Below are 26,032 nucleotides of genomic sequence, written 5' to 3' on the forward strand. Positions count from 1 at the left end.
GCCCACGCATACGAAAAATTGACATTAAACTAGCACGACCAAAGATAACTTTACACCGTCAGTCACAATGGCTTCAGCCATTATGTCGATTGGCCAGCATTCTATGCGGGTAAATATCCCTGCTTCCCGCAAATATTTGGCCTACGCGCCATGACTCAGGCGTCCACCATCGCCATCGCCTCCTCGACATCCACGGCTACCAGACGCGAACAACCGGGCTCGTGCATCGTGACCCCCATCAATTGGTCGGCCATTTCCATGGCGATCTTGTTGTGGGTGATATAGATGAACTGCACCGTTTGTGACATCTCTTTCACCAATCGGGCATAGCGTCCAACGTTAGCGTCATCCAGAGGTGCGTCAACTTCGTCGAGCATGCAAAACGGCGCCGGGTTCAGCTTGAAGATCGCAAAAACCAGTGCCAATGCCGTCAGGGCTTTTTCACCGCCGGACAGCAAATGGATGGTGCTGTTCTTCTTCCCGGGCGGACGCGCCATGATCGTCACCCCTGTATCGAGTAGATCTTCGCCCGTCAGTTCCAAATAAGCGCTGCCACCACCGAAAACTTTTGGAAAAAGCGCCTGCAATCCACCGTTAATCTGATCAAAGGTATCTTTGAAGCGATTGCGGGTTTCCTTGTCGATCTTGCGAATGACGTTTTCCAGGGTGTCGAGCGCTTCCACCAGGTCAGCGTCCTGAGCATCCAGATAACGCTTGCGTTCGGACTGCTGCTGGTACTCGTCGATGGCCGCGAGGTTGATCGCGCCCAGTCGCTGAATTCGCGCAGAAATGCGCTCGAGCTCTTCTTCGGCTTCTTTTTCGTTCGCTTCAGCCACCAGAGTGGCGAGCACCCCGTGCAGGTCATAGCCATCTTCGAGCAATTGATCCTGCAAGGTTTTACGGCGCACGGTCAGGGCCTGCCATTCCATGCGCTGCTGTTCAAGTTGACCACGGATCAGCTGCGATTGCTGCTCGGCCTGGCTGCGGCGCTTCTCGGCATCTCGCAATTCACGGTCGGCATCTTCCAGGGCGATCTGCGCAGTTCTGAGTTCTTCGTCGACGCTCATGCGCTTGTCGAGCAACTCTTCAAGCTTGAGCCGCAACTCTTCCAGCGGCGCTTCGCCCTCCTCCAGATTAAGGCTGAGCTGCTCGCGCTTTTCAGTCAGGCGCTCGGACTGCAATTCCAATCGTTCCAGTGCCTGACGGGTTGAATCGTGCTGCGCCTTGAGCGAGCCCAGGCGCACCGCCAATTGGTGCGCGTGGTCTTTATGCTGACGGGCCTCCTGCCGCACCCGATCCAGGCGCTCGCGCAAGCTGTCGCGCTGAGCCAGCAGCAATTCGCGCTGCTCGGTGTCGATCGCCATGCTGTCGAGGGCTTCCTGCAATTGCAGGCGAGACTCGCCGATCTGTTCATGTTCCAGCGCACGCTGCTCCGCCAATTCACCGAGCTCTTCGTCGAGCCGTGTGCGGCGCAACATCAGTTGCTCGGCTTTCGCCTTGCCGGCAGAAAGCTGAGCTTTCAACTCACCTTGCTGGCGCGCTTCGTCCTGCAGCAAACGGCGCAGGTGTTCGCGACCATTCTCTTGCTGGCGCTGCTGGGCGCGCAGGTTTTGCAAGGTGGTTTCCAGCGTCTCGACGGTGGCTTCGCGCTCTTCGCGCTCAAGCCCCAGACGCTGGATTTCCTGCCCGCGCGCCAACATGCCGCTCTCGGCCTCACTGGCGCGGCGCACCCGCAAAAAGTGCCGCCCAACCCAGTAGCCATCACGGCTGATCAGGCTTTCGCCGACCGACAACTGGCCACGCAGCGACAGCGCTTGTTCAAGACTGTCCACTGGCTTGACCTGTCCCAGCCACGGCGACAGATCGATCTGCGCCTCAACCTTGTCGAGCAGACTGCCGGGGATCCGCACACCATCGCTGGCCGGGCTGAGCAAGCGCAGATCGCCCTGGGCAAAACCGGACAGATCGAAGCCCGCGAAGTCATCGACCAGCACTGCTTGCAGGTCGGCACCGAGCACGGTTTCCACCGCCAGCTCCCAACCCGCCTCAACCTTCAAGCCTTCGGCCAGGCGCGGACGTTCGGCCAGGTGCTGTTCACGCAACCACTCGGCGGCGCCGGTGCCCGGATCGAGCGCCGCTTGCTGCAACGCCTCCAGCGAGGCCAGACGCCCGTTGAGCCGTTGCAAGTCGCCCTGCGCCTGCTGCTGGTTTTGCAGGGCCAGTTGCAGTTCCTGACGCAACTGCTCAAGCCGCTCGACTTGCGCTTCTTCGCTGGCCTGCAAATCTTCGAGGGTCGCTTCACTGGCGGCGAGCTGTTCGCTGAGATCAAGAATCGCCGCGTCTTCCGGGGCTGCCGACAGCAGGTCGCGTTCTTCGGCCAAGCGACGCTGGCGCTCGGCCAGGCGTTCCATGCTGGTTTCCAGCTGCTGGATTCGCGACTGCTGGACTTCGGCCTGACGCCGTGGCTCGGCCGAGCGCAGGTTGAAACTGTCCCACTGCTCCTGCCAGCCGTGCATGGTGGTTTCAGATTCTTCCAGCGCGGCAGCGGCCTCTTCAGCGGCAGCGCTGGTGACTTCCTGCTCGGGCGTGAGCATGTCCAGCTCTTCGCCGAGGGTCGCCAACAAGGTGCGGTCGTGGCCCAGGTGCGACTCGGTTTCCAGGCGTGAACGCTCGGCTTCCTTGAGGTCGTCCTGCAACTGACGCAAACGCTGCTGGCCGTGCTGGATGCTTTGCTCGACCCGGGCGATGTCGCCGCCGACCGAATAGAAACGTCCCTGCACCAGATTGAAGCGCTCAGACAGGTCGTGATGACCATCGCGCAGCCGTTCGATGCTCGCATCGGCATTGCGCTGTTCAGCGACCAGGGCTTCGAAACTGATTTCCTGGTTGCCAATGATTGCTTCGCGCTGGCCAACCTGTTCGTTCAATTCCTGCCAGCGTAGCGCCGACAGTTGAGCCTTGAGCTGACGCTCTTCGGCTTTGTATTCCTGATACTTCTCGGCCGCCTGGGCCTGACGATGCAAGCGTTCGAGCTGACGTTCCAACTCATCACGCAGGTCGGTCAGGCGTGCGAGGTTTTCGTGGGTGCGACGGATGCGGTTTTCGGTCTCGCGCCGGCGCTCCTTGTACTTGGAGATCCCCGCCGCTTCTTCGATGAAGTTGCGCAGGTCTTCGGGCTTGGACTCGATCAGCTTGGAGATCATCCCCTGTTCGATGATCGAGTAGCTGCGCGGACCCAGGCCGGTACCGAGAAAAATGTCGGTGATATCGCGGCGACGGCATTTGGTGCCGTTGAGGTAATAAGTAGTCTGGCTGTCGCGGGTGACTTTGCGGCGAATGGAAATCTCCGCGTAAGCCGCGTATTCGCCGATCAACGTGCCGTCGGAGTTGTCGAAAACCAGTTCGATACTTGCCTGGCTCACCGGTTTGCGACTGGTAGAGCCGTTGAAGATGACATCGGTCATCGACTCGCCGCGCAAGTTCTTGGCCGAGCTCTCGCCCATCACCCAGCGTACGGCGTCGATGATGTTCGACTTGCCGCAACCATTGGGCCCGACCACCGCCGCCATGTTACTGGGGAAGTTCACCGTGGTCGGGTCGACGAAGGATTTGAACCCCGCCAGTTTGATGCACTTGAGCCGCACGCTCAGGCAACCGGCAAGGCAGACAACACCAGATCGCAACTGCGCCGGGCATAAGCCGAGAGCACGACGCGAATCTCTGGCAGATCACGAGCCAACACGGCCGCGAGCAAGCGCTCGAACAGTTCGAGGAACTCGCTCATTTCGGCCTTGCGCTGTTCCAGGGCGAGAAAATACGCACGACTCATGGCCGGTTGCAGGTTCTCGACGGTTTCCTGCAAGTACGGGTTATTGGCGAATGGGTACGCCGCACGCATCACGCTGAAGCTGTCTTCGACAAAGGCGCGGATGTCCTGACGCTCGTAACTGGCGGTCAGGCGCTGCTGGATTTGCAGGAACGGCGCCATGTCGGCCTGGACCTGCCAGCCACTGGCCACCGAATTACCGAGCAGGACGTACAGCTCGCTCATCAGCGTGCACAGGCTCTGCACCTTGTGTGCGGTGAGTTCGGTCACATGAGCACCACGACGCGGCAGGATGGCGATCAGGTGCCGGCGCTCGAGAATCAGCAAGGCTTCGCGAACCGAGCCACGGCTGACATTGAGGGCCAGCGTGACCTTCTGTTCCTGGATGCGCTCTCCCGGCTTGAGGTCGCCGCGAATGATCCGTTCGGCGAGGTGGTGAGCGATTTGCTCGGCGAGGCTGTCCGGCGCCTTGAACGTCATGGTTTTCCTTCAAACTCTTCGATCTGTACAAGCGGCGCAGTGTAGCGCACTTGCGGGGTGATGGCGCAGGGCCCATCCAGCGGAATGTGGCACGATTTAAGCAAAAAGCGAGGTATCCCGAGAGGGTCAATAATGAAATAAGCCACTGTTGATCGGCAAAAGCGAATTTCCTGACCTTTAAGTCAGAAATTCATTGACCGAAAAGTCAGACCTGATAAATTCAGGTTCGTCGGTTAACAACAATAATGAGTCTGCGAGGCCTTCCGTGATCCAGTTTTTACTTAACCAGGAACTCCGTAGCGAGCACGCCCTGGACCCGAACCTGACCGTGCTCAACTATCTGCGCGAACATTTGGGTAAACCCGGTACCAAAGAAGGTTGCGCCAGCGGTGACTGTGGCGCGTGTACGGTGGTGGTCGGTGAATTGCAAACCGATGACAACGGCCGCGATCACATCCGCTATCGCAGCCTCAACTCATGCCTGACGTTTGTTTCGTCGCTGCACGGCAAACAGCTGATCAGCGTCGAAGACCTCAAGCATCAGGACCAATTGCACAGCGTGCAAAAAGCCATGGTCGAGTGCCACGGCTCACAGTGCGGCTTCTGCACACCGGGCTTCGTCATGTCGCTGTTCGCCCTGCAGAAAAACAGCGATCACGCCGATTCCCATAAAGCCCACGAAGCCCTAGCCGGCAACCTCTGTCGCTGCACCGGCTACCGGCCGATCCTCGCCGCCGCCGAACAAGTGTGCTGCGCCAAACAGCCCGACCAGTTCGATGCCCGCGAAGCCGAAACCATCGCTCGCCTGAAAGCCATTGCGCCGACCGACACCGGCGAACTGAACAGCGGTGACAAACGCTGCCTGGTGCCACTGACCATCGCCGATCTCGCCGACCTCTACGATGCCTATCCGCAAGCCAAACTGTTGGCCGGCGGCACCGATCTGGCACTGGAAGTGACCCAGTTCCACCGTACGCTGCCGGTGATGATCTACGTCGGCAACGTCGCAGAAATGAAGCGCATCGAGCGCTTTGACGATCGCCTGGAAATCGGTGCCGCCACCGCCCTCTCCGACTGCTACGACGCCCTCGAGGCCGAGTACCCGGACTTCGGCGAATTGCTGCAACGTTTCGCCTCCTTTCAAATCCGCAATCAGGGCACCCTCGGCGGCAACATCGGTAACGCCTCGCCGATTGGTGACTCGCCTCCGCTGCTGATCGCTCTGGGCGCACAGATCGTGTTGTGCAAAGGCGAAACCCGTCGCACCTTGGCGCTGGAAGACTATTTCATCGATTACCGGGTCACCGCGCGCCAGGAAAGCGAGTTCATCGAGAAGATCATCGTGCCGCGTGCCAGCGCTGAACAGCTGTTCCGTGCCTACAAGGTTTCCAAGCGTCTGGACGATGACATTTCCGCGGTCTGCGCGGCGTTCAACCTACGCATCGAAAACGGCGTGGTTGCCGACGCCCGCGTTGCGTTCGGCGGCATGGCCGCGACACCGAAACGCGCGAAAAGCTGCGAAGCCGCGCTGCTCGGCGCGCCATGGAACAACACAACGGTGGAACATGCCTGCGCCGCCCTTGCGCAAGACTTCACGCCGCTCTCGGACTTCCGTGCGAGCAAGGAATACCGCCTGCTCAGCGCGCAGAACCTGCTGCGTAAATACTTCATCGAACTGCAAACACCGCACATCGAGACTCGGGTGACCGCTTATGTCTAACCATCACAAAGTCGAGAAGACCCAAGCCGAACTGGCCGAACTGTTTGCCAAGGACCTGACCACTGGTGTCGGTCGCAGCGTCAAGCACGACAGCGCCGACAAACACGTGTCCGGTGAAGCGCAGTACATCGACGATCGACTGGAATTCCCGAATCAACTGCACGTTTACGCACGGCTCTCGGACCGCGCCCACGCGAAAATCATCAGCATCGACACCCAGCCCTGCTACGCTTTCGAAGGCGTGCGCATCGCCATTACCCACGAAGACGTGCCGGGCCTGAAAGACATCGGCCCCTTGTTGCCAGGTGACCCGCTGCTGGCCATCAACGACGTGCAATTCGTCGGTCAACCGGTGCTCGCGGTGGCCGCAAAAGACCTGGAAACCGCACGCAAAGCGGCCATGGCCGCGATCATCGAATACGAAGATCTGGAGCCGGTACTCGACGTGGTCGAAGCCTTGCGCAAACGCCACTTCGTGCTGGATAGCCACACCCACAAGCGCGGCGATTCGGCCACTGCGCTGGCGACCGCCGAACATCGGATTCAAGGCACGCTGCACATCGGCGGCCAGGAACACTTCTATCTGGAGACCCAGATCTCTTCGGTCATGCCGACCGAAGACGGCGGCATGATCGTCTACTGCTCGACCCAGAACCCCACCGAAGTGCAAAAACTGGTGGCGGAAGTGCTCGACGTTTCGATGAACAAAATCGTCGTCGACATGCGCCGCATGGGTGGCGGCTTCGGCGGCAAGGAAACCCAGGCCGCCAGCCCCGCGTGCCTCTGCGCAGTGATCGCCCACCTGACCGGGCAGCCGACCAAAATGCGTCTGCCACGGGTCGAAGACATGCTGATGACTGGCAAACGTCACCCGTTCTACATTGAATACGATGTGGGCTTCGACGACACCGGACGCCTGCACGGCATCCAGCTGGAACTGGCCGGCAACTGCGGTTGTTCACCGGACCTGTCGGCCTCGATCGTCGACCGGGCAATGTTCCACTCGGACAACTCGTACTACCTGGGCGATGCGACCATCAACGGTCACCGCTGCAAGACCAACACCGCGTCGAACACCGCTTATCGTGGCTTTGGCGGCCCGCAAGGGATGGTCGCCATCGAAGAAGTGATGGACGCCATCGCCCGTCATCTAGGCCAGGATCCGCTGGCGGTGCGCAAGGCCAACTACTACGGCAAGACCGAGCGTAACGTCACCCATTACTACCAGACCGTCGAGCACAACATGCTCGAGGAAATAACCGCCGAGCTGGAAGAAAGCAGCCAGTACTTTGAGCGCCGCGAAGCGATCCGGCGCTACAACGCCAACAGCCCGATCCTGAAAAAAGGCCTGGCGCTGACCCCGGTGAAATTCGGTATTTCCTTCACCGCCAGCTTCCTCAATCAGGCAGGTGCCTTGATTCACGTCTACACCGACGGCAGCATTCACCTGAACCACGGCGGCACCGAAATGGGCCAGGGCTTGAACGTCAAAGTCGCGCAAGTCGTGGCCGAGGTTTTCCAGGTTGAAATTGACCGCGTACAAATCACCGCAACCAATACCGACAAAGTGCCGAACACCTCGCCGACCGCCGCGTCCAGTGGTGCCGACCTTAACGGTAAGGCTGCGCAAAACGCCGCCGAAATCATCAAGCAACGCCTGGTGGAATTTGCCGCGCGCAAGTATGCGGTCAGTGAAGAAGACGTGGCGTTTCACAATGGCCACGTGCGGGTTCGCGATCAGATCCTGACCTTCGAAGAGCTGATCCAGCAGGCGTATTTCGCCCAGGTGTCGCTGTCCAGCACCGGTTTCTACAAGACCCCGAAAATCTACTACGACCGTAGCCAGGCGCGCGGACGACCGTTCTATTACTACGCGTTTGGCGCAGCCTGCGCCGAGGTGATCGTCGACACCCTGACCGGCGAATACAAAATGCTTCGCACCGACATCCTGCATGACGTCGGCGCCTCGCTGAATCCGGCCATCGACATGGGTCAGGTCGAGGGTGGTTTCATCCAGGGCATGGGCTGGCTGACCATGGAAGAGCTGGTCTGGAATAACAAGGGCAAACTGATGACCAACGGCCCGGCCAGCTACAAGATCCCGGCGGTCGCCGACATGCCGCTGGATTTGCGGGTGAAGCTGGTGGAAAACCGCAAGAACCCGGAAGACACGGTGTTCCATTCCAAGGCCGTGGGCGAACCGCCGTTCATGCTCGGTATCGCGGCCTGGTGTGCGATCAAGGATGCAGTGGCGAGCCTGGGCGATTACCGACATCAACCGAAAATCGACGCACCGGCCACACCGGAGCGGGTGTTGTGGGGCTGTGAGCAGATGCGCCAGTTGAAGGCGGTGAAAGCTGTCGATTCCATGGTCGAGGTCGTTTGATGATCGTTCCCACGCTCTGCGTGGGAATGCAGCCCGCGACGCTCTGCGTCGCATTGTGAAGAGCGGACGCGGAGCGTCCATTGATGCATTCCCACGCAGAGCGTGGGAACGATCTGAAGAGGTGGGACATGTACAACTGGATCGACGCCCTCGCCGACCTGCAAACCCAGGGTGAACCCTGTGTGTTGGTGACCATCATCGAAGAGCTCGGCTCAACGCCGCGCAATGCCGGTTCGAAGATGGTCGTCAGCGCCATGCAGGCGTTCGACACCATCGGTGGCGGGCATCTGGAATACAAGGCGATGCAGGTCGCACGGGAAATGCTTGCCAGCGGCAAACAAGACACCCATCTGGAGCGTTTCACCCTCGGCGCCAGCCTCGGCCAGTGCTGCGGTGGCGTCACCGTGTTGCTGTTCGAACCCATGGGCCAGGTACAGGCACAGATCGCTGTATTCGGTGCCGGCCACGTTGGTCGGGCGCTGGTGCCGTTGCTGGCCAGCCTGCCCTGCCGCGTGCGCTGGATCGATTCGCGGGAAGCCGAGTTCCCCGAACAGATCCCCCACGGCGTGCGTAAAATCGTCGCCGAAGAACCGGTGGACGAAATCGATGACCTGCCTGCGGGCAGTTACTGCATCGTCATGACCCACAATCACCAGCTCGATCTGGAGCTCACCGCGGCGATCCTCAAGCGCAACGACTTTGCCTACTTCGGCCTGATCGGTTCGAAGACCAAACGGGTGAAATTCGAACATCGCCTGCGCGACCGCGGTTTCGACAACGCCGTGCTGCAACGCATGCGATGCCCGATGGGCCTGGGCGAGGTCAAAGGCAAATTGCCTGTAGAAATCGCCATCTCCATCGCCGGCGAAATCATCGCCACCTACAACGCGAATTTCGGCCAGCACAGCGCGAAAGCCGAGCCTATTGCCAAACTGCTGCCCGCCTCACGCCGCAGCCACGCTTCGAATTAAAAAAGCCACGAACCGAGAACGACAATGCCTTTGACTCGCAAAGCCTACCGCGCCGCTATTCTGCACAGCATCGCCGACCCTGCCGTGGTGGGTATCGAAGCCTCCTACGAGTATTTCGAAGACGGCTTGCTGGTGACCGAAAACGGCCAGATCAGCGCCATTGGCCCTGCCTGCGAACTGCTCGCCAGCCTGCCATCCGACATTCAAGTCACCCATTACCAGGATGCGCTGATCACTCCAGGCTTCATCGATACGCACATTCACCTGCCGCAAACCGGCATGGTCGGCGCGTACGGCGAACAACTGCTGGACTGGCTCAACACCTACACCTTCCCGTGCGAAAGCCAATTCGCCGACAAGGCCCACGCCGAAGAAGTCGCCGGTATCTTCATCAAGGAACTGCTGCGCAACGGCACCACCACCGCACTGGTGTTCGGCAGCGTGCACCCGCAATCGGTGGACTCGTTCTTCGAAGCCGCACGGACGCTCGACCTGCGGATGATCGCCGGCAAGGTGATGATGGACCGCAACGCACCCGACTACCTGACCGACACCGCCGAATCCAGCTACGTCGATAGCAAGGCGCTGATCGAGCGCTGGCACGGCAAGGGTCGCCTGCACTACGCGGTGACGCCACGTTTTGCACCGACCAGCACCCCGGAACAACTGACCCTGGCCGGCCAGTTGCTCAGCGAATACCCCGACCTGTACATGCAGACCCACATCAGTGAAAACCTGCAGGAAATCGAATGGGTCAAGGAACTGTTCCCGGAGCGCAAGGGCTACCTGGATGTCTACGACCACTACAAATTGCTCGGCGAACGCTCGGTATTCGCGCACGGTGTGCACCTGTGCGATGACGAATGCGCGCGCCTGGCCGAAACCGGTTCGGCGATCGCTTTCTGCCCGACCTCGAACTTCTTCCTTGGCAGTGGCCTGTTCAACCTGCCGATGGCCGAGAAGCACAACCTGAACGTAGGCCTGGGTACGGACATCGGTGGCGGCACCAGCTTCTCGCTGCTGCAAACCCTGAACGAAGCCTACAAAGTCATGCAACTGCAAGGCGCACGCCTGAGCCCGTTCAAATCGCTGTACCTGGCGACCCTCGGCGGTGCCCGCGCACTGCGCCTGGAAGACAAGATCGGTACCCTGCAACCGGGCACCGACGCCGACTTCCTGGTGCTGGACTACAACGCCACGCCGCTACTCAGCTATCGCCTGAAACAGGCCAAGAGCATCGCCGAGACGCTGTTTGTGCTGATGACGTTGGGGGACGACCGGACGGTGTTACAGACTTACGCGGCGGGCAACCTCGTTCACCAGCGTTAAGTTTTGCAGACATAAAAAATCCCCCGCAGCCATTAGGTTGCAGGGGATTTTTTTACATCTGTCAGGCCGCCATCGCGGTCTATCAAAGTTTGGCGGTTGGCCGCCCTGGCTTTTTGGTCTGCAACAGGTGCGAGAACACCGCATGCAAATCGTCCGAGGCGCTTTCTTCGTCGAGGTTGAGCTTGCTGTCGATGTGATCCATGTGATGCATCATCAGGTTCACCGCCAGGTCGGCGTCGCGGGCCTCGATGGCATCGATCAGCTGAGTGTGTTCATCGTAGGAACAGTGCGAGCGGTTACCGCTTTCATACTGGGCGATGATCAACGAAGTCTGCGACACCAGGCTACGCTGGAAGCTGATCAGCGGGGCGTTCTTCGCCGCCTCGGCCAGCTTCAGGTGGAACTCGCCAGACAGACGGATACCGGCACCGCGGTCGCCACGGGAGAAGCTGTCGCGCTCGTCGTTGACCATCTGCCGCAACTCGGCAATCTGTTCAGCCGTCGCGTGTACGACTGCAAGCTCGGTGATCGCCTTCTCGACCAGGCGCCGCGCCATGAATACCTGACGGGCTTCTTCGACACTCGGGCTGGCAACCACGGCGCCACGGTTAGGACGCAACAGCACCACGCCTTCGTGGGCCAGACGCGACAGCGCGCGGCGAATGATGGTGCGACTGACCCCGAAAATTTCTCCCAGCGCCTCTTCGCTCAACTTTGTACCGGGCGCCAGGCGCTGCTCGAGGATGGCCTCGAAGATATGCGCATAGACGATATCGTCCTGGGTTCCGCTACGGCCGGCTTTGCCTGCTCGCGGTTGTTTCTTGAGGGGCTGCAACTGTTCGTTCATGGGCACTCGAGTCGGGAGAACTGCGGCGAATTGACTGTGACTGTAATACGGCACAGAGGGTCGCTGGCAAGTATTGCGTAAAAAACACAGCACATTGTACACAACCGCTGGTGGCAACACGACTGTACGGCCATATACGCCCCCGGCTGTATTGCAACGAGCTGCCACGTTTAAGTTTAGGCTTGAACACATGGCACGTGACTCATACCCCCCGCGTAGGAGCTGCCGAAGGCTGCGATCTTTTGATTCTGGCTTTTGCGGTGTTGCCGAGAAAAAGATCGCAGCCTTCGGCAGCTCCTACGCGGGCAGTGCCATCGAGATTTTCAACAGAACAAGGAACACCGCGCCATGACCGACGCCACTCACGCGCAACTTCGCCCATTGGCCGACACTTCACCTTCGGCCATCGTCGCCGGTTTTATTGCCATGATGACCGGCTACACCAGCTCACTGGTGCTGATGTTCCAGGCCGGCCAGGCGGCGGGCCTGTCCAGCGGGCAAATTTCGTCGTGGATCTGGGCGATTTCGATTGGCATGGCCGTGTGCTCGATCGGTTTGTCCTTGCGCTATCGCACACCGATCACCATTGCCTGGTCGACGCCCGGTGCGGCGCTGTTGATCACCAGCCTGTCGGGCGTGACCTACGGCGAGGCGATTGGCGCCTACGTCACTTGCGCCGTGCTCGTCACCCTTTGCGGCATGACCGGCAGCTTCGAACGTCTGGTCAAACGCATTCCTGCATCACTGGCGGCGGCGTTGCTGGCGGGGATTCTGTTCAAGATCGGCAGTGAAATCTTCGTCGCCGCCCAGCACCGCACCGGACTGGTACTGGGGATGTTTTTCACCTATCTGGTGGTCAAGCGCCTGTCGCCGCGTTATGCGGTGCTGGCGGCGCTGCTGATCGGCACTGCATTGTCCGGCGTCATGGGCCTGCTGGATTTCAGCGGTTTTCATCTTGAAGTGGCAAGCCCGGTCTGGACCACCCCGCACTTTTCCTTCGCGGCGACCATCAGCATCGGTATTCCATTGTTCGTGGTGGCCATGACCTCGCAGAACATGCCCGGCATCGCCGTGTTGCGCGCCGATGGCTACAACGTGCCGGCCTCGCCGCTGATCACCACCACCGGCATCGCCTCGCTGTTGCTGGCGCCATTTGGCTCCCACGGGATCAACCTGGCAGCGATCAGCGCCGCAATCTGCACCGGGCCACACGCCCATGAAGATCGCAACAAGCGTTACACCGCGGCCGTCTGGTGCGGGATTTTCTACGGGATCGCCGGGGTCTTTGGCGCAACGCTCGCAGCGCTGTTCGCCGCCTTGCCCAAAGAGCTGGTGCTGTCGATTGCCGCGTTGGCGCTATTCGGTTCGATCATCAACGGCCTGAGCATCGCCATGAGCGAAGTGAAGGAACGGGAAGCGGCGCTGGTTACCTTTATGGTGACGGCATCGGGGCTGACGCTGTTTTCCATCGGTTCGGCATTTTGGGGAATTGTGGCGGGCGTGGTGACGCTGATGATTCTGAACTGGCGCAATGCCTGAAATGCAAAAGATCGGGCCGCGTTCGGACGATCTTTTGATCTTTGCAAAAAAAAACGGCGACCCTCAGGTCGCCGTTTTTTTGAACATCAGGCTACCGGATTGATCGGCTTTTCCGGGTACCAAACGTCCAGCAATGGGCTGACTTCTACGCTGGTCAGCTCGGTGCGGGCTTTCAGCCAGGCTTCAACGGCGGCGCGTTGTTCAGCGCTGACCGAGCCACGTTTTTGCAGGCAAACCAGACCGTAGTCGTCGCCGCCAACGTAGCCAAGGCCGTTAGCTTCCATGGCTTCTTTCAGAAACGCGTCGAGGAAAGCGTCAACAGCCTCATCAGCCAGATCTTCTTTGAAATCCAGGTTCAGTTCGAAACCCAGCTCTTGAAATTCATCGACGCAGAGTTTTTTGCGCAGACGCTGGGAACGGTTAGTCGCCATTGGAACAATCCTCAAAAGTAATAACGGGCGGCACTTTAGCAGTTTAAGCCGTTGTTTGCCCGACTCTCTGGGACCTTGTGCCTACCGCCGGTAAAAAAATAGCGGATTCGGCCCTCTATGTACGGCACAAGGCGCTATTCCTTGGGCATAATGCCGACACTTTTGTGACCACTGGGGGAATTTATCTTCATGCCCTCATTTTTTCCCCTCGGCTGTAGGGTTTTATTTCAGATGATCAAGTCTTTGCGTCCATTGCTTCTCGCCAGCCTGCTTGTGCCGCTGGCCTTTCCTGTTTCTGCTGCCCCGACCAACACCACTCTGCCACCGAGCGTTGAAAAAGCGCTCAGAGCCAGCAAGTTGCAGGACAGCGCCCTGTCGCTGGTGATGATTCCACTCAACGGCCCGGGCACACCGACGGTCTTCAACGCTGACGTTTCAGTCAATCCGGCCTCGACCATGAAACTGGTCACCACCTACGCCGCACTGGAAATGCTTGGCCCGAACCACCAGTGGAAAACCGAGTTCTACACCGACGGCACCCTCAATGGCGGCATCCTGCACGGCAACCTGTACCTGAAGGGTGGCGGCGACCCAAAGTTGAACATGGAAAAACTCTGGTTGCTGATGCGTGACCTGCGGGCTAATGGCGTGCAGCAAGTCACCGGTGACCTGGTGCTGGATCGCAGCTTCTTCGTCCAGCCGCAATTGCCGGAGTTCAATGACGACGGCAAAGACGAAAACAAGCCATTCCTGGTCAAACCCGACGCGTTGATGGTCAACCTCAAGGCCCTGCGCTTCGTAGCTCGCAACGACTCGGGCAAGGTACTGGTGTCGGTCGAGCCACCGATCGCCAGCATTCGCATCGATAATCAGGTCAAAGCGCTTAGCGGCAAACAGTGTTCCGGGGGCGTACGCTACAACCCGGTAACCCAGGCCGACGGCAGCGTGTCCGTGACGGTTGCGGGCCAGTTGGCCGACGGTTGCAGCTCGCAGACGTACCTTTCGCTGCTTGATCATGCGACCTACACCGCCGGCGCCGTACGGGCGATCTGGCAGGAACTGGGTGGCAGCATCCAGGGCAAGGATCGTCTGGCCGCCGTACCAAAGGATGCCAAGGTACTGGCCCGGGCGTTCTCGCCGGACCTGGCGGAAATCATCCGCGACATCAACAAATACAGTAACAACACCATGGCTCAGCAGCTGTTCCTCAGCCTGGGCGCGAAATACCGCACCGATGCCGATGCTGACGATGCCAAAGCCGCACAACGCGTAGTGCGTCAATGGCTGGCGAAGAAAGGCATCACCGCGCCGCACCTGGTAATGGAGAACGGCTCGGGCCTGTCGCGTGCCGAACGGGTCAGCGCCCGTGAAATGGCGACCATGTTGCAAGCGGCCTGGAGAAGCCCGTACTCGGCCGAGTTCGTCAGTTCGCTGCCGATCAGCGGCATGGACGGCACCATGCGCAAACGCCTCAAGACCACCGCGATGCGGGGTGAAGCACACGTCAAGACCGGCACCCTGAACACTGTGCGCGCTATCGCCGGTTTCAGCCGCGACAATAACGGCAACACCTGGGCAGTGGTCGCGATCCTCAACGATCCGGCGCCGTTTGGTGCGCATACTGTGCTCGATCAGGTGCTGCTGGATCTGTACCGCCAGCCGAAACTGGCGACAGCCGAGTCGGCGCTTTAAGCCGATCTATCAAACGTAATAGTTCCAGTGTGGGAAGAGCCGGGCGACGTTCGTCTGCTCGCGATGCGGGCAATGCGGTGTATCAGGATGACCGTGTCATCGTTCATCGCGAGCAGGCTCGCTCCCACAAAAGCTTGTGTACAACGAACTTACACCAGTTCCATCTCAACCCGATCCCGCCCGGCCTGCTTCGCCGCATAAACCCCCGAGTCAGCGCGCAGCAGCAAGGCATCAGCCCCCTCCCCGGAACGCCAACTGGCGATACCAAAGCTGGCAGTCACCGTGCCCAGGCCGTCGATCGGCGTATTGCGCAAGCTCTGCCATAACTCGACGGCCAACGTATGGGCATGCTGCGCGTTGGTGTCCGGACACAGCACCATGAACTCCTCGCCTCCCAGGCGACAGAACACATCGGTGCGCCGCAAGCGTTGGCGAATGCGCTGACAGATTGCCTGCAACACCCGATCGCCTGCCGCGTGGCCGTACACATCATTGATACGTTTGAAGTGATCGATATCCAGCATGATCACCGCCAATTCCCCGATACCTCGCTCGACCCGGGCCATTTCCATGGTCAGCCGTTCCTGGAAATAGCGTCGATTGTGAATGCCGGTCAGCGAGTCGGTGACCGACAAGGCGCGCAGCTCTTCCTCGACCCGCTTGAGGTCGGAAATATCCGAAATGTAGCCATGCCACAACACCCCGCCGCCGGGTAGTTCTTCCGGCGTTGCTTCACCGCGTACCCAACGCAGACCACGGACAGGCAACTGCACGCGGTATTCTTCGCGCCATGGACTGAGCTTTAGCGAAGAGACCCGGATCGAGGCACGCACCCGAGCGACATCCTGCGGATGGATCCGCTCGAAAATGGCCTCAGGGTTCTGTTGCAGCACGTCCGGCTCGATCTCGTAAATATCGCGAATGCCATCACTGGCATAGATCACACTGAAGCGCCCGTCTACCGCCATCTTGAACTGATAAATGCCGCCCGGCACATGAGCGCTGAGTTTCTTGAGCAGCAAATCGCGCGCCGCCAACGCTTCATGCACCCGCTTGCGCTCGGTAATGTCGATGCAGATCACCAGATTCCCGACCCAAAGCCCCTGCTCATCAAGCATCGCGGTGGCGAGCATGTTCACCGTCAGATGGCTGCCGTCCTGACGCACCAAGGTCCATTCACGCGCTTCATGCCCACCCGCTTCACCACCTTCCACCAGCATCGCCTGGCAGCTCGGCACCGGTTTGCAGTAACGCTGACTGAGCTCCACGGCCCGCGCTTCCAGCTCAGCGGGCAGATGCAGGCTTTCCAGGGTCGCATGCCCCAACACATCGTCACTGCGATAGCCAAGCATGTGCTCGGCACCGGCATTGAAGGTGGTGATCACACCGCGCAGGTTGGTGGCGATCACCGCCACTTGGGTCGCCGCGTCCAGCACCCCGCGTAACTGCCCATGAGCGCCGCTCAACTCCTGTTCTCGCAGGCGCAACTCACGGGTGCGCTGCTCGACCAGCGCCAGCGCTCGTTGCCGCTGACTGACCAGAATGTAGAGCAAGGCACTGAGCAGCACGCTCAACAGTGTCCCCATCACGATCAGGCTGGCAACCGCCGAATGAGTGGCATGTTCAAACACGGTACTGGTACGAATATCGAGATCGTAGACATGATCGCCCAGTCGCAACATCGAGCTGTAATGCAACGGCTGGTTCGCCACCGGGTTGGTAGATTCGTAGAGCGCTTGCGCCTGACCGTCCTGCGCCCGACCGCGAATCTGCACCACAAGGTTGTCCTGCCCGGGCAACGGAAAACCATCGACTACCAACTGACGCATGCTGATCACTGCCAGCACGTAACCAAGGGGCGCGGCATCATGAGCGGACGCTGCGGTATCGCGAAAAACCGGCTCGACCAGCAGCACGCCACGGGCATATTCAGGATCGACGCCAATCAGCAGCGTGGGCTCGGACACCGCCATCGCGTTGAGGGTGCGGGCCCTTTCCAGGGTTACCCGACGTGTCGGTTCCGAGAGCAAATCAAAACCCAGCGGCGCGGCTTTTGAACCTAGCGCCTGGCTGTACAACACCGGCGCGTATTCATCGCGCTCGGCGGCAGATTGCAGCGTTGCAGAAGGTGTCAGATCGCGGATGGAAAACCCTGCTTTACCTTGCTCACGCACCCGTTGCTCGAACACGGAACGTTCACTGCGGGCAACCAGCGGCGCCCAGGCGTAGGCCTGAGTTCTGTGCAACAGGGCTTTGGTAAAGCCGTCGAACTCTTCACGGGAGACCGACTCGGAGTTGACGAAGAATCGCCGCAGGCTATCAAGGCGCTGTTCCTGATCGTCGAAACGCTCGGTAATCCGGCTCTTGCGCTCGTTGACCAGCATTTGGAAACGCTGCGCCATCTGCTGATGCTGCGCATTGAAGCTGGCCCAGGCGAGCAGCCCCGTCAGTACGCCGCCGGCCAGTAACACCAGCAGCGCAATGAGCCAGGCCGAAACATCTTCACTGATCAAGCCCAGGATCTTGGGTCGTACGGCGTGCAACGGCATAAGCAAAACTCAAAACGCCGGCGTGCTTAGGCGTCACCTTGGCTTTGAGTGAAGTTATAGCTATTAGCCATTAGATTAGCCAGCGCAAAAAGACCACAGAACCTCGAAAAATCAAGGCTCTGTGGATCCAATCAGGCCTCAGCGCGCCATGATTTTCCAGGCGCGATGGATCTTGCCGTTACGGGCAAAGTCCGGGTCGATGGTTTGTGCGGTGATCTCCTCGACGGCATAGCGCGCCGTGAGGTTTTCTTCGAGCTGGAACTTGCGGAAGTTATTGGAGAAATACAACACGCCACCCGGTGCCAGACGGGCCATGGCCAGGTCCAGCAGCTGCACGTGGTCGCGCTGCACGTCGAAGATCCCTTCCATGCGCTTGGAGTTGGAGAAGGTCGGCGGATCGATAAAGATCATGTCGAACTCGTCACGGTTGGCTTCCAGCCAGGCCATCACGTCGCCCTGCTCCAGACGGTTCTTGTCGGAGAAACCGTTCAGCGACAGGTTGCGTCGCGCCCAATCCAGGTAGGTTTTCGACAGGTCGACGCTGGTGGTGCTGCGCGCGCCGCCCTTGGCTGCATGAACACTGGCCGTCGCGGTGTAGCAATACAGGTTGAGGAAGCGCTTGCCGGCGGCCTCTTTCTGAATCCGCAGACGCATTGGACGGTGATCCAGAAACAGGCCGGTGTCGAGGTAGTCGGTCAGGTTGACCAGCAACTTCACGCCGCCTTCGTTCACCTCGGTGAACTTACCCTGCGCGCTCTGGCGCTCGTACTGCTTGGTACCGCTCTGACGCTCGCGACGTTTGACGACCACGCGGTTTTTGTCGATGTTCAAGGCCTGCGGAATGGCTGCCAGCGCATCAAACATCCGTGCCGAGGCTTTTTCCGGATCGATCGACTTCGGCGCCGCATATTCCTGAACGTGGACCCAGTCGTGATACAGGTCGATGGCCATGGAGTATTCCGGCATGTCGGCATCGTAAACGCGGTAGCAGTCGATACCTTCACGCTTGACCCACTTGCCCAGCGCCTTGAGGTTTTTTTGCAGGCGGTTGGCAAACATCTGCCCGCCTTCGCTCAGACGTGGCTGCTCAACAACCGGAGCCGGCGCCGGTGCAGGTTTGATCGGGTTGCCGTTCTTGTTGTACTGACGCTCTTGCGGCTCGGCCGGCGACTGATCGTAGGCCGCCTGCTCACGTTCGGCCTGACGCTGCTCCGGGGTACGACGCTCCCCTGTGACGAACTGGTCCGGCAGTACTTTGATCAGCAGCAATTTGCACGGCAAGGCGCCGTTCCAGAACGAATACTGTTTGTGGCTGCGAATCCCCATGCGCTTGCCCAGATCCGGTGCGCCGGTGAACACCGCCGCTTCCCAGTTCAGGCAGGCCTGACGCAGACGCTCGCCGAGGTTCTGGTAGAGATAGAGCAAGCTTGCCTCATCGCCCAGACGCTCGCCGTACGGAGGGTTGCAGATCACCAGGCCTTTCTGGTTCTGGTCCGGACGCGGCTCGAAGGTTGCGACTTCGCCCTGGTAGATCTTGATCCACTCACTCAGGCCTGCGCGCTCGACGTTATTGCGGCCCGGTTGAATCAGCCGTGGGTCGGCTTCGTAACCGCGAATCCACAGCGGTGGCTTGGCCAGACCTGCAGCGGCGCGGGCGACGGCTTCTTCGTGAAGTTTTTTCCACAGCGCTGGCACATGACCGAGCCAGGCGGTGAAGCCCCACTGCTCGCGACGCAGGTTCGGCGCCATGTCGGCAGCGATCATCGCGGCTTCGACGAGGAATGTACCGACACCGCACATCGGGTCAGCCAGAGCGCCACCTTCAGCCGCAATGCGCGGCCAGCCGGAGCGGATCAGAATCGCCGCCGCGAGGTTTTCCTTCAGCGGCGCCGCCCCTTGCTGCAGGCGGTAACCACGCTGGTGCAGGCTGTGGCCAGAGAGATCGAGGGACAGAATCGCTTCGCCATGGTCCAGGCGCAGGTGAATGCGCAGGTCCGGATTGAGTTTGTCGATGGACGGACGCTCGCCCGACGGGGTGCGCAGCTTGTCGACGATGGCGTCCTTCACTTTCAGGGCGCCGAAGTGGGTGTTGTCGATGCCCGAGCCGTGACCGCTGAATTCGACGGCCAGGGTGCCGTCATTGAGCATGTGGTCTTGCCACTCGATATCCAGTACGCCGTGGTACAGGTCTTCGGCATCCTTCATCGGGAAACGCTTGAGTACCAGCAGCACCCGGTTAGCCAGACGCGACCACAGGCACAAGCGATAAGCCGTTTCCATGTCGGCCATGCCGCGCACAGCCGACGTGTGCTCGCGCGCTTCCTCAAGGCCAAGCCCGACGGCTTCCTCGATCAGCAGGCCTTCGAGGCCCTTGGGGCAAGTGAGGAAGAGTTCGTAACGATCCGACATGGGAGTTCCAGGGCCTTTAGCAATAAGTGAACGGGCAACGCATTGACCGCTCGGTTTTCAATCAAGCGCTTTTCTTGAAGAGCGCTCGCGTGGCACGAAAGTGTGCCGCCCCACCCTGGCCACTCAGCCAACCAACCGGTTGAATGAGCTTAGATGCCCGGGCAGATAAAAAATTCTGTGCAACAAAATGTCATAACTCGACCCTTCGTCGAATAGTACCCGAGTGCAACGGGCGGACATTTTTACTAAAGCATTAGCCTCATCATCAAGTGAAAGGCTGATCATAGCGAGCTTTGGTCAATGAACACCGGAATTACATCGTGTTACTTATGGCCTTAGCATCATTATCGTTACGTCCTTATGACAAAACGATCATTCCCTCGATGTGACGCATTGGTTAGAACTCAATACAGGTTGACGTCGCAACGGCGTCAACACCTTGGCTCGTGACGCCGGCAGCGAGCCACCAACGGCAGAATTTTTTCTGCCTGACCTCGATCGAGGTCGACGCGACAAATACAGTCAACAAGTGAGGGAAACACCCTATGAGAAGACTTAAGCGTGATCCGTTGGAAAGAGCATTTTTGCGCGGATATCAATATGGCGTTGGTGGAAAATCCCGTGAGCTTTGCCCCTTTACTCTACCGTCGGTACGCCAAGCCTGGATCAACGGCTGGCGAGAAGGACGCGGCGACAACTGGGACGGTATGACCGGCACTGCGGGAATCCATAGACTCAACGAACTTCACGCCGTCGGCTAAAACAGGGCACACACTCCGACACGAAAATCTGAATATGTAACGACTTAACCATGCACGTCCTCTCCGGACGGCGGGCTTCGGCCCAGGGGCTCCTTCGAGGAGCCCTTTTTTATTCCTGCAATCAACTCGAACCAAACCTGCGAACACTTTTGTGGCGAGGGGGCTTGCCCCCGTTGGGTCGCGAAGCGCCCCCCCTATCCAGACACCGCGTTATTCCTGACACTCCGCATTTGCTGGCTTTAGGGCCGCTTCGCTGCCCAGCGGGAGCAAGCTCCCTCGCCACAAAGGCCTCTCACCACGTGGGTTGGGGTTATCTCAAGGCTGCGATCGCGTCTACAGATTCGCGAATCAGCGCCGGGCCTTTGTAAATGAAGCCCGAATACAGCTGCACCAGACTGGCGCCCGCAGCGATTTTCTCAGCCGCATGCTTGCCTTCGGTAATACCGCCCACCGCGATGATCGGCAAACGCCCGGCCAGCTCGGCCGCCAGGACCTTGACCGTGTGAGTGCTCTTGTCGCGCACCGGTGCGCCGGACAACCCACCCGCCTCGTCACCGTATTCCATGCCTTCGACGCCTACGCGGCTCAGGGTGGTGTTGGTCGCAATGACCGCGTCCATCCCGGTGTCGATCAGCGCTTGTGCCACCTGAACGGTTTCTTCGTCAGTCATGTCCGGTGCAATCTTGATTGCCAGCGGTACACGCTTGCCGTGGCGTTGAGCCAGATCTTCCTGACGCTGACGCAAGGCTTCGAGCAGTTGCTTGAGCGAATCACCAAATTGCAGGCTGCGCAGGCCCGGAGTGTTCGGCGAGCTGACGTTGACCGTCACGTAACTGGCGTGGGCGTAGACCTTGTCCAGGCAGATCAGGTAGTCGTCGACCGCACGCTCAACCGGCGTGTCGAAGTTCTTGCCGATGTTGATCCCCAGCACGCCCTTGTATTTGGCCGCTGCCACACGTGCCAGCAAATGATCGACGCCGAGGTTGTTGAACCCCATGCGGTTGATGATCGCCTCGGCTTGCGGCAAGCGGAAAATCCGTGGCTTGGGATTGCCCGGTTGCGGACGCGGGGTGATGGTGCCTATCTCAACGAAGCCGAAACCCAACTGCGCAAACCCGTCGATCGCTGCACCGTTCTTGTCCAGACCGGCCGCCAGCCCCACCGGGTTCGGGAAGTCCAGGCCCATGACATTCACTGGCAAATGCGCTGGCGCCTTGCACAGCAAGCCATTGAGACCCAAACGCCCACCTGCGCCGATCAGGTCCAGGGACAGATCGTGGGAGGTTTCCGGGGAGAGTTTGAACAACAGTTGGCGGGCCAGGGTATACATGGGCGGATTTGACTCGATTGGCGGCGAAATTAGGCGGCGATTATAGCCGTGCATCGGGGTCGCAAGCGAGGTGCGCGATGAAATCAGCCATCAGTGCAGGCCGTGTGAAAACGTAGCGAGCGAAGGCAAGACAAGGCAAAAACAGGCGAGGAACGGCTGGGGTCGCACCCGACTTTACGGGTTGTAAATGAGCATTCCGAGCCTGTTTTTAACGCAGGATTGTCGAGTGCAGTAGTTTTCACACAGCCTGCATGGCATATGCCTTGCACTGGTACTCACATCTGCACCCATGCCAATGGCGGGATGCGTGCCAGGTTGCGATTAAAAAGGACAACGGCGTCGTCACCTGGCCTGGTTTGCACATGGGGCCTGGGTACGGCGCTTTTTTCATGCAAGGTGCTTATGTGATGACTGAACCTGAAGCAGGACCGCTGGCCTGGGTCGACGGCAGCGATGCCCCGGAAAAAACCACAATCAACCTTGGCTTCATGGCCCTGAGCGACTGCGCGTCAGTGGTGGTTGCGGCGACTCAGGGCTTCGCCCAACCCTACGGGTTGACCCTGAACCTCAAGCGCCAGTCGTCGTGGGCCAACCTGCGGGACAAACTGGTCAGCGGCGAACTGGATGCCGCCCACAGCCTCTATGGCTTGATCTATGCGGTGCACCTGGGCATCGGCGGCATCGCCGCGACGGACATGGCCGTGCTGATGGGGCTGAACCAGAACGGCCAGAGCATCAACCTTTCTCATGGCCTACAGGCGCTGGGTGTGACCGGTCCTGAAGCGCTGGACCGTCACGTGCACCAAAGTCGCCCAAAACTCACCTTCGCCCAGACCTTCCCCACTGGCACCCACGCCATGTGGTTGTATTACTGGCTGGCGAGCCAGGGCATCCATCCGTTGCAGGATGTCGACAGCGTCGTGGTGCCACCGCCACAAATGGTCGCGCACTTGCAGGCCGGACGGATCGACGGTTTCTGCGTCGGCGAACCCTGGAGCGCCAGTGCGGTGAAGCAAAACCTCGGTTTCACCCTGGCAACGAGCCAGACCATCTGGCCCGACCACCCGGAAAAAGTCCTCGGCTGCACCCGCACCTTCGTCGAGCAATACCCGAACACCGCACGCGCGCTGGTCATGGCAATCCTGGAGGCCAGTCGCTTCATTGAACAAAGCCCGGAGAACCGCCGCAGCACCGCGCAACTGTTGAGCGCTGCCGAATACCTGGACGCCCCTCTCGACTGCATCGAACCGCGCTTGCTGGGCGATTATGCCGACGGCCTGGGCAATCGCTGGCAGGACCCTCATGCGTTGCGCTTTCACGGCGGCGGCGACGTCAACCTGCCGTACCTTTCCGATGGCATGTGGTTCATGACCCAATTCCGGCGCTGGGGCTTGCTGCGCGAAGACCCGGACTACCTGCAAGTGGCACGTCAGGTCCAGCAACTCGGCGTCTATCGCGATGCAGCCGCCGCGCTGGGCATCGCGGCCCGGGATCAGGAAATGCGCAGCAGCCAGTTGATCGACGGTAAAATATGGAATGGTTCGGACCCGGCGGCGTATGCCCGCAGTTTCAAGCTGCACGCCATGGCCGACACCCCCGCCCTTCTCGCCCGCCGCTGACAGGAGGCTGCAAATATGTTGCGTATCCTGCTGATCAACGACACCGCGAAAAAGGTCGGGCGCCTCAAAGCGGCACTGACCGAGGCCGGGTTTGAGGTGATCGATGAATCTGGCCTGACCATCGACCTGCCTGCGCGCGTCGAAACGGTGCGTCCGGACGTGATCCTGATCGATACCGAGTCACCGAGCCGCGATGTAATGGAGCAAGTGGTACTGGTCAGCCGCGACCAGCCTCGGCCGATCGTGATGTTTACCGACGAGCACGACCCGGACGTGATGCGCCAGGCGATCAAGTCCGGCGTCAGCGCCTACATTGTCGAAGGCATTCATGCCGCACGCCTGCAACCGATCCTCGACGTGGCCATGGCACGTTTCGAAAGCGATCAGGCCCTGCGTGCCCAACTCCAGGCCCGCGACCAGCAACTGGCCGAGCGCAAGCGCATTGAACTGGCCAAGGGGTTGCTGATGAAAATGAAGGACTGCAATGAAGAGCAGGCCTACACCCTGATGCGCCGCCAGGCCATGAGCCGCCAGCAGAAGCTGATCCAGGTGGCCGAACAGATCATTGCCATGAGCGAATTACTGGGCTGAAGCCTTCTGGCGCCTGTAGGGGCGCCAATCGCGAGCAGGCTCGCTCCCACAGGGGAATTGCGTCGTACACAAATCAACTGTGGGAGCGAGCCTGCTCGCGATTGGCCGCGACTCGGTTTCGCCTGTTGGCACAAATCTCGCTACGTAAACCACACAGGTAACCAACGGCGGTTGCCCCACCTACGACAAAGACGTCGCATACCCCTTTCGCGCAAGTGCAGCGGGTTGCGGCGTTTTTTCGTTTTGGCCCCACAGCCCGGGGCCGGTGGTGCGGCCGTCGCGGCGCGCCACCGCAAAGCTCATGACTCCCTTCGAGACTCTTCACAGCTGAGGTGCGCGATGAATTCAAGCTTCTGGAAATCCGGCCATACCCCGACACTCTTCTCGGCCTTTCTGTATTTCGACCTGAGCTTCATGGTCTGGTACCTGCTTGGCCCGCTGGCGGTGCAAATCGCCGCTGACCTGCACCTGACTACCCAGCAACGCGGGCTCGTGGTGGCCACGCCGATTCTGGCCGGGGCGTTCCTGCGCTTCGTGATGGGACTGCTGGCAGATCGTCTGTCACCGAAAACCGCCGGGCTGATCGGTCAGGTCATCGTGATCTGCGCCCTGTTTGGCGCCTGGAAGCTGGGCATCCACAGCTACGAGCAAGCGCTGCTGCTGGGCCTGTTCCTCGGCATGGCCGGCGCCTCGTTCGCAGTGGCCCTGCCCCTGGCCTCGCAGTGGTATCCGCCACAGCATCAGGGCAAGGCGATGGGTATCGCCGGCGCGGGTAACTCGGGCACGGTGTTCGCTGCACTGATCGCCCCGATGCTGGCGGCCTCATTTGGCTGGAGCAACGTCTTTGGCTTCGCACTGATCCCGCTGATCCTGACGTTGATCATTTTCGCCTGGCTGGCGAAAAACGCACCTGAACGGCCCAAAGCCAAATCCATGACTGACTACTTCAAGGCCCTCGGTGACCGCGACAGTTGGTGGTTCATGTTTTTCTACAGCGTGACCTTCGGTGGTTTCATCGGACTGGCCAGCGCCCTGCCCGGCTACTTCAACGACCAATACGGCCTGAGCCCGGTCACTGCTGGCTACTACACCGCAGCCTGTGTGTTCGGTGGCAGTTTGATGCGACCACTCGGTGGTGCACTGGCGGATCGTTTCGGTGGTATTCGCACCTTGTTGGTGATGTACACGCTGGCCGCGACCTGCATTGCTGCCGTGGGTTTCAACCTGCCCAGCTCCTACGCTGCACTGGCGCTGTTCGTCTGCACCATGCTCGGCCTTGGCGCGGGTAACGGCGCGGTGTTCCAGCTGGTGCCACAACGCTTTCGCCGCGAAATCGGCGTGATGACCGGGTTGATCGGCATGGCGGGCGGCATCGGCGGTTTCGCTCTTGCGGCGGGCATGGGTGCGATAAAACAAAGCACCGGCAGCTATCAACTGGCCTTGTGGTTGTTCGCCAGCCTCGGTGTTCTGGCCTGGTTTGGCCTGCACGGGGTCAAGCGCCGCTGGAGAACCACGTGGGGCTCGGCCGCTGTAACCGCCGCGCGGGTATGAT

Annotated in this window: 17 protein-coding genes; 10 read left to right on the forward strand and 7 right to left on the reverse strand. The window is 59.9% G+C overall.

Annotated features, from left to right (window positions below):
* Positions 1–155 precede the first annotated feature (155 nt).
* Positions 156–3,644, reverse strand: coding sequence for a chromosome segregation protein SMC (gene smc / locus BK658_RS15165; protein WP_123582977.1), 3,489 nt, complete (start codon positions 3,642–3,644; stop codon positions 156–158).
* Positions 3,645–3,646: 2 nt separating this feature from the next.
* On the reverse strand, positions 3,647–4,306 hold the full coding sequence (locus BK658_RS15170; protein WP_123582978.1) for a GntR family transcriptional regulator: 660 nt from the start codon (positions 4,304–4,306) through the stop codon (positions 3,647–3,649).
* 265 nt (positions 4,307–4,571) lie between these two features.
* Here BK658_RS15170 and xdhA point away from each other — a divergent pair, with 265 nt between their 5' ends.
* The 4 genes from xdhA to guaD all read left to right on the forward strand — a co-directional run bounded on the left by xdhA (position 4,572) and on the right by guaD (position 10,712).
* Positions 4,572–6,026 carry a xanthine dehydrogenase small subunit gene (xdhA, locus tag BK658_RS15175; RefSeq protein ID WP_123582979.1) on the forward strand — a complete coding sequence of 485 codons (1,455 nt, stop codon included), beginning with the start codon at positions 4,572–4,574 and terminating at the stop codon, positions 6,024–6,026.
* Positions 6,019–8,412, forward strand: a complete 2,394-nt coding sequence (gene xdhB / locus BK658_RS15180) for a xanthine dehydrogenase molybdopterin binding subunit (RefSeq protein ID WP_123582980.1) — start codon at positions 6,019–6,021, stop codon at positions 8,410–8,412. The genes xdhA and xdhB overlap by 8 nt, the downstream gene beginning before the upstream one ends.
* 128 nt (positions 8,413–8,540) lie before the next feature.
* The gene (gene xdhC, locus BK658_RS15185; RefSeq protein WP_123582981.1) at positions 8,541–9,383 is read left to right on the forward strand and encodes a xanthine dehydrogenase accessory protein XdhC; all 843 of its coding nucleotides are present in this window, start codon (positions 8,541–8,543) and stop codon (positions 9,381–9,383) included.
* A gap of 24 nt (positions 9,384–9,407) precedes the next feature.
* Positions 9,408–10,712, forward strand: coding sequence for a guanine deaminase (gene guaD, locus BK658_RS15190; protein ID WP_123582982.1), 1,305 nt, complete (start codon positions 9,408–9,410; stop codon positions 10,710–10,712).
* A gap of 82 nt (positions 10,713–10,794) precedes the next feature.
* Here the strand turns inward: guaD and BK658_RS15195 are convergent, their stop codons facing one another.
* A complete protein-coding gene (locus tag BK658_RS15195; protein WP_103315365.1) occupies positions 10,795–11,559 on the reverse strand; it encodes a GntR family transcriptional regulator in 765 nt (254 codons plus the stop codon).
* A gap of 348 nt (positions 11,560–11,907) precedes the next feature.
* Here BK658_RS15195 and BK658_RS15200 point away from each other — a divergent pair, with 348 nt between their 5' ends.
* A complete protein-coding gene (locus BK658_RS15200) occupies positions 11,908–13,098 on the forward strand; it encodes a benzoate/H(+) symporter BenE family transporter (protein ID WP_123582983.1) in 1,191 nt (396 codons plus the stop codon).
* A gap of 86 nt (positions 13,099–13,184) precedes the next feature.
* On the opposite strand, the gene BK658_RS15205 is transcribed toward BK658_RS15200, so the two are convergent.
* Positions 13,185–13,529 (reverse strand): YggL family protein, encoded by a 345-nt coding sequence (locus tag BK658_RS15205; RefSeq protein WP_054593237.1) that lies wholly within the window; start codon positions 13,527–13,529, stop codon positions 13,185–13,187.
* A 231-nt stretch (positions 13,530–13,760) separates the two neighbouring features.
* Between BK658_RS15205 and dacB the strand changes: the two genes are divergently transcribed.
* Entirely contained in the window at positions 13,761–15,221 is a 1,461-nt protein-coding gene (dacB, locus tag BK658_RS15210; RefSeq protein ID WP_123582984.1) for a D-alanyl-D-alanine carboxypeptidase/D-alanyl-D-alanine endopeptidase, read from the forward strand.
* Positions 15,222–15,370: 149 nt separating this feature from the next.
* On the opposite strand, the gene BK658_RS15215 is transcribed toward dacB, so the two are convergent.
* Both BK658_RS15215 and rlmKL read right to left on the reverse strand, forming a co-directional pair.
* Positions 15,371–17,770, reverse strand: coding sequence for a sensor domain-containing diguanylate cyclase (locus BK658_RS15215; RefSeq protein WP_123582985.1), 2,400 nt, complete (start codon positions 17,768–17,770; stop codon positions 15,371–15,373).
* A 138-nt stretch (positions 17,771–17,908) separates the two neighbouring features.
* The gene (gene rlmKL, locus BK658_RS15220) at positions 17,909–20,179 is read right to left on the reverse strand and encodes a bifunctional 23S rRNA (guanine(2069)-N(7))-methyltransferase RlmK/23S rRNA (guanine(2445)-N(2))-methyltransferase RlmL (protein WP_123582986.1); all 2,271 of its coding nucleotides are present in this window, start codon (positions 20,177–20,179) and stop codon (positions 17,909–17,911) included.
* 545 nt (positions 20,180–20,724) lie between these two features.
* Here rlmKL and rmf point away from each other — a divergent pair.
* Positions 20,725–20,940: a ribosome modulation factor gene (gene rmf, locus BK658_RS15225; protein ID WP_003223300.1), complete on the forward strand. Its 216-nt coding sequence runs from the start codon at positions 20,725–20,727 to the stop codon at positions 20,938–20,940.
* 310 nt (positions 20,941–21,250) lie between these two features.
* On the opposite strand, the gene BK658_RS15230 is transcribed toward rmf, so the two are convergent.
* A complete protein-coding gene (locus BK658_RS15230) occupies positions 21,251–22,270 on the reverse strand; it encodes a quinone-dependent dihydroorotate dehydrogenase (protein ID WP_123582987.1) in 1,020 nt (339 codons plus the stop codon).
* A 407-nt stretch (positions 22,271–22,677) separates the two neighbouring features.
* Here BK658_RS15230 and BK658_RS15235 point away from each other — a divergent pair, with 407 nt between their 5' ends.
* The 3 genes from BK658_RS15235 to BK658_RS15245 all read left to right on the forward strand — a co-directional run bounded on the left by BK658_RS15235 (position 22,678) and on the right by BK658_RS15245 (position 26,031).
* Positions 22,678–23,889: a CmpA/NrtA family ABC transporter substrate-binding protein gene (locus BK658_RS15235; RefSeq protein WP_123583102.1), complete on the forward strand. Its 1,212-nt coding sequence runs from the start codon at positions 22,678–22,680 to the stop codon at positions 23,887–23,889.
* A gap of 15 nt (positions 23,890–23,904) precedes the next feature.
* Entirely contained in the window at positions 23,905–24,480 is a 576-nt protein-coding gene (locus tag BK658_RS15240) for an ANTAR domain-containing response regulator (RefSeq protein ID WP_019689484.1), read from the forward strand.
* 339 nt (positions 24,481–24,819) lie between these two features.
* Entirely contained in the window at positions 24,820–26,031 is a 1,212-nt protein-coding gene (locus BK658_RS15245; protein ID WP_054593243.1) for a nitrate/nitrite transporter, read from the forward strand.
* The last annotated feature ends 1 nt before the right edge of the window (position 26,032 follow it).

Origin of the sequence: Pseudomonas brassicacearum (assembly GCF_003732175.1) — a bacterium.
Classification (GTDB): domain Bacteria; phylum Pseudomonadota; class Gammaproteobacteria; order Pseudomonadales; family Pseudomonadaceae; genus Aquipseudomonas; species Aquipseudomonas brassicacearum_G.

Bases quoted from the DNA above. Each gene is read 5' to 3' on its own strand.
- BK658_RS15170 (WP_123582978.1), bottom strand. From the start codon at position 4,306: ATGACGTTCAAGGCGCCGGACAGCCTCGCCGAGCAAATCGCTCACCAC.
- xdhB (WP_123582980.1), top strand. From the start codon at position 6,019: ATGTCTAACCATCACAAAGTCGAGAAGACCCAAGCCGAACTGGCCGAA.
- xdhC (WP_123582981.1), top strand. From the start codon at position 8,541: ATGTACAACTGGATCGACGCCCTCGCCGACCTGCAAACCCAGGGTGAA.
- guaD (WP_123582982.1), top strand. From the start codon at position 9,408: ATGCCTTTGACTCGCAAAGCCTACCGCGCCGCTATTCTGCACAGCATC.
- BK658_RS15195 (WP_103315365.1), bottom strand. From the start codon at position 11,559: ATGAACGAACAGTTGCAGCCCCTCAAGAAACAACCGCGAGCAGGCAAA.
- BK658_RS15200 (WP_123582983.1), top strand. From the start codon at position 11,908: ATGACCGACGCCACTCACGCGCAACTTCGCCCATTGGCCGACACTTCA.
- BK658_RS15205 (WP_054593237.1), bottom strand. From the start codon at position 13,529: ATGGCGACTAACCGTTCCCAGCGTCTGCGCAAAAAACTCTGCGTCGAT.
- dacB (WP_123582984.1), top strand. From the start codon at position 13,761: ATGATCAAGTCTTTGCGTCCATTGCTTCTCGCCAGCCTGCTTGTGCCG.
- BK658_RS15215 (WP_123582985.1), bottom strand. From the start codon at position 17,770: ATGCCGTTGCACGCCGTACGACCCAAGATCCTGGGCTTGATCAGTGAA.
- rlmKL (WP_123582986.1), bottom strand. From the start codon at position 20,179: ATGTCGGATCGTTACGAACTCTTCCTCACTTGCCCCAAGGGCCTCGAA.
- rmf (WP_003223300.1), top strand. From the start codon at position 20,725: ATGAGAAGACTTAAGCGTGATCCGTTGGAAAGAGCATTTTTGCGCGGA.
- BK658_RS15230 (WP_123582987.1), bottom strand. From the start codon at position 22,270: ATGTATACCCTGGCCCGCCAACTGTTGTTCAAACTCTCCCCGGAAACC.
- BK658_RS15235 (WP_123583102.1), top strand. From the start codon at position 22,678: ATGACTGAACCTGAAGCAGGACCGCTGGCCTGGGTCGACGGCAGCGAT.
- BK658_RS15240 (WP_019689484.1), top strand. From the start codon at position 23,905: ATGTTGCGTATCCTGCTGATCAACGACACCGCGAAAAAGGTCGGGCGC.
- BK658_RS15245 (WP_054593243.1), top strand. From the start codon at position 24,820: ATGAATTCAAGCTTCTGGAAATCCGGCCATACCCCGACACTCTTCTCG.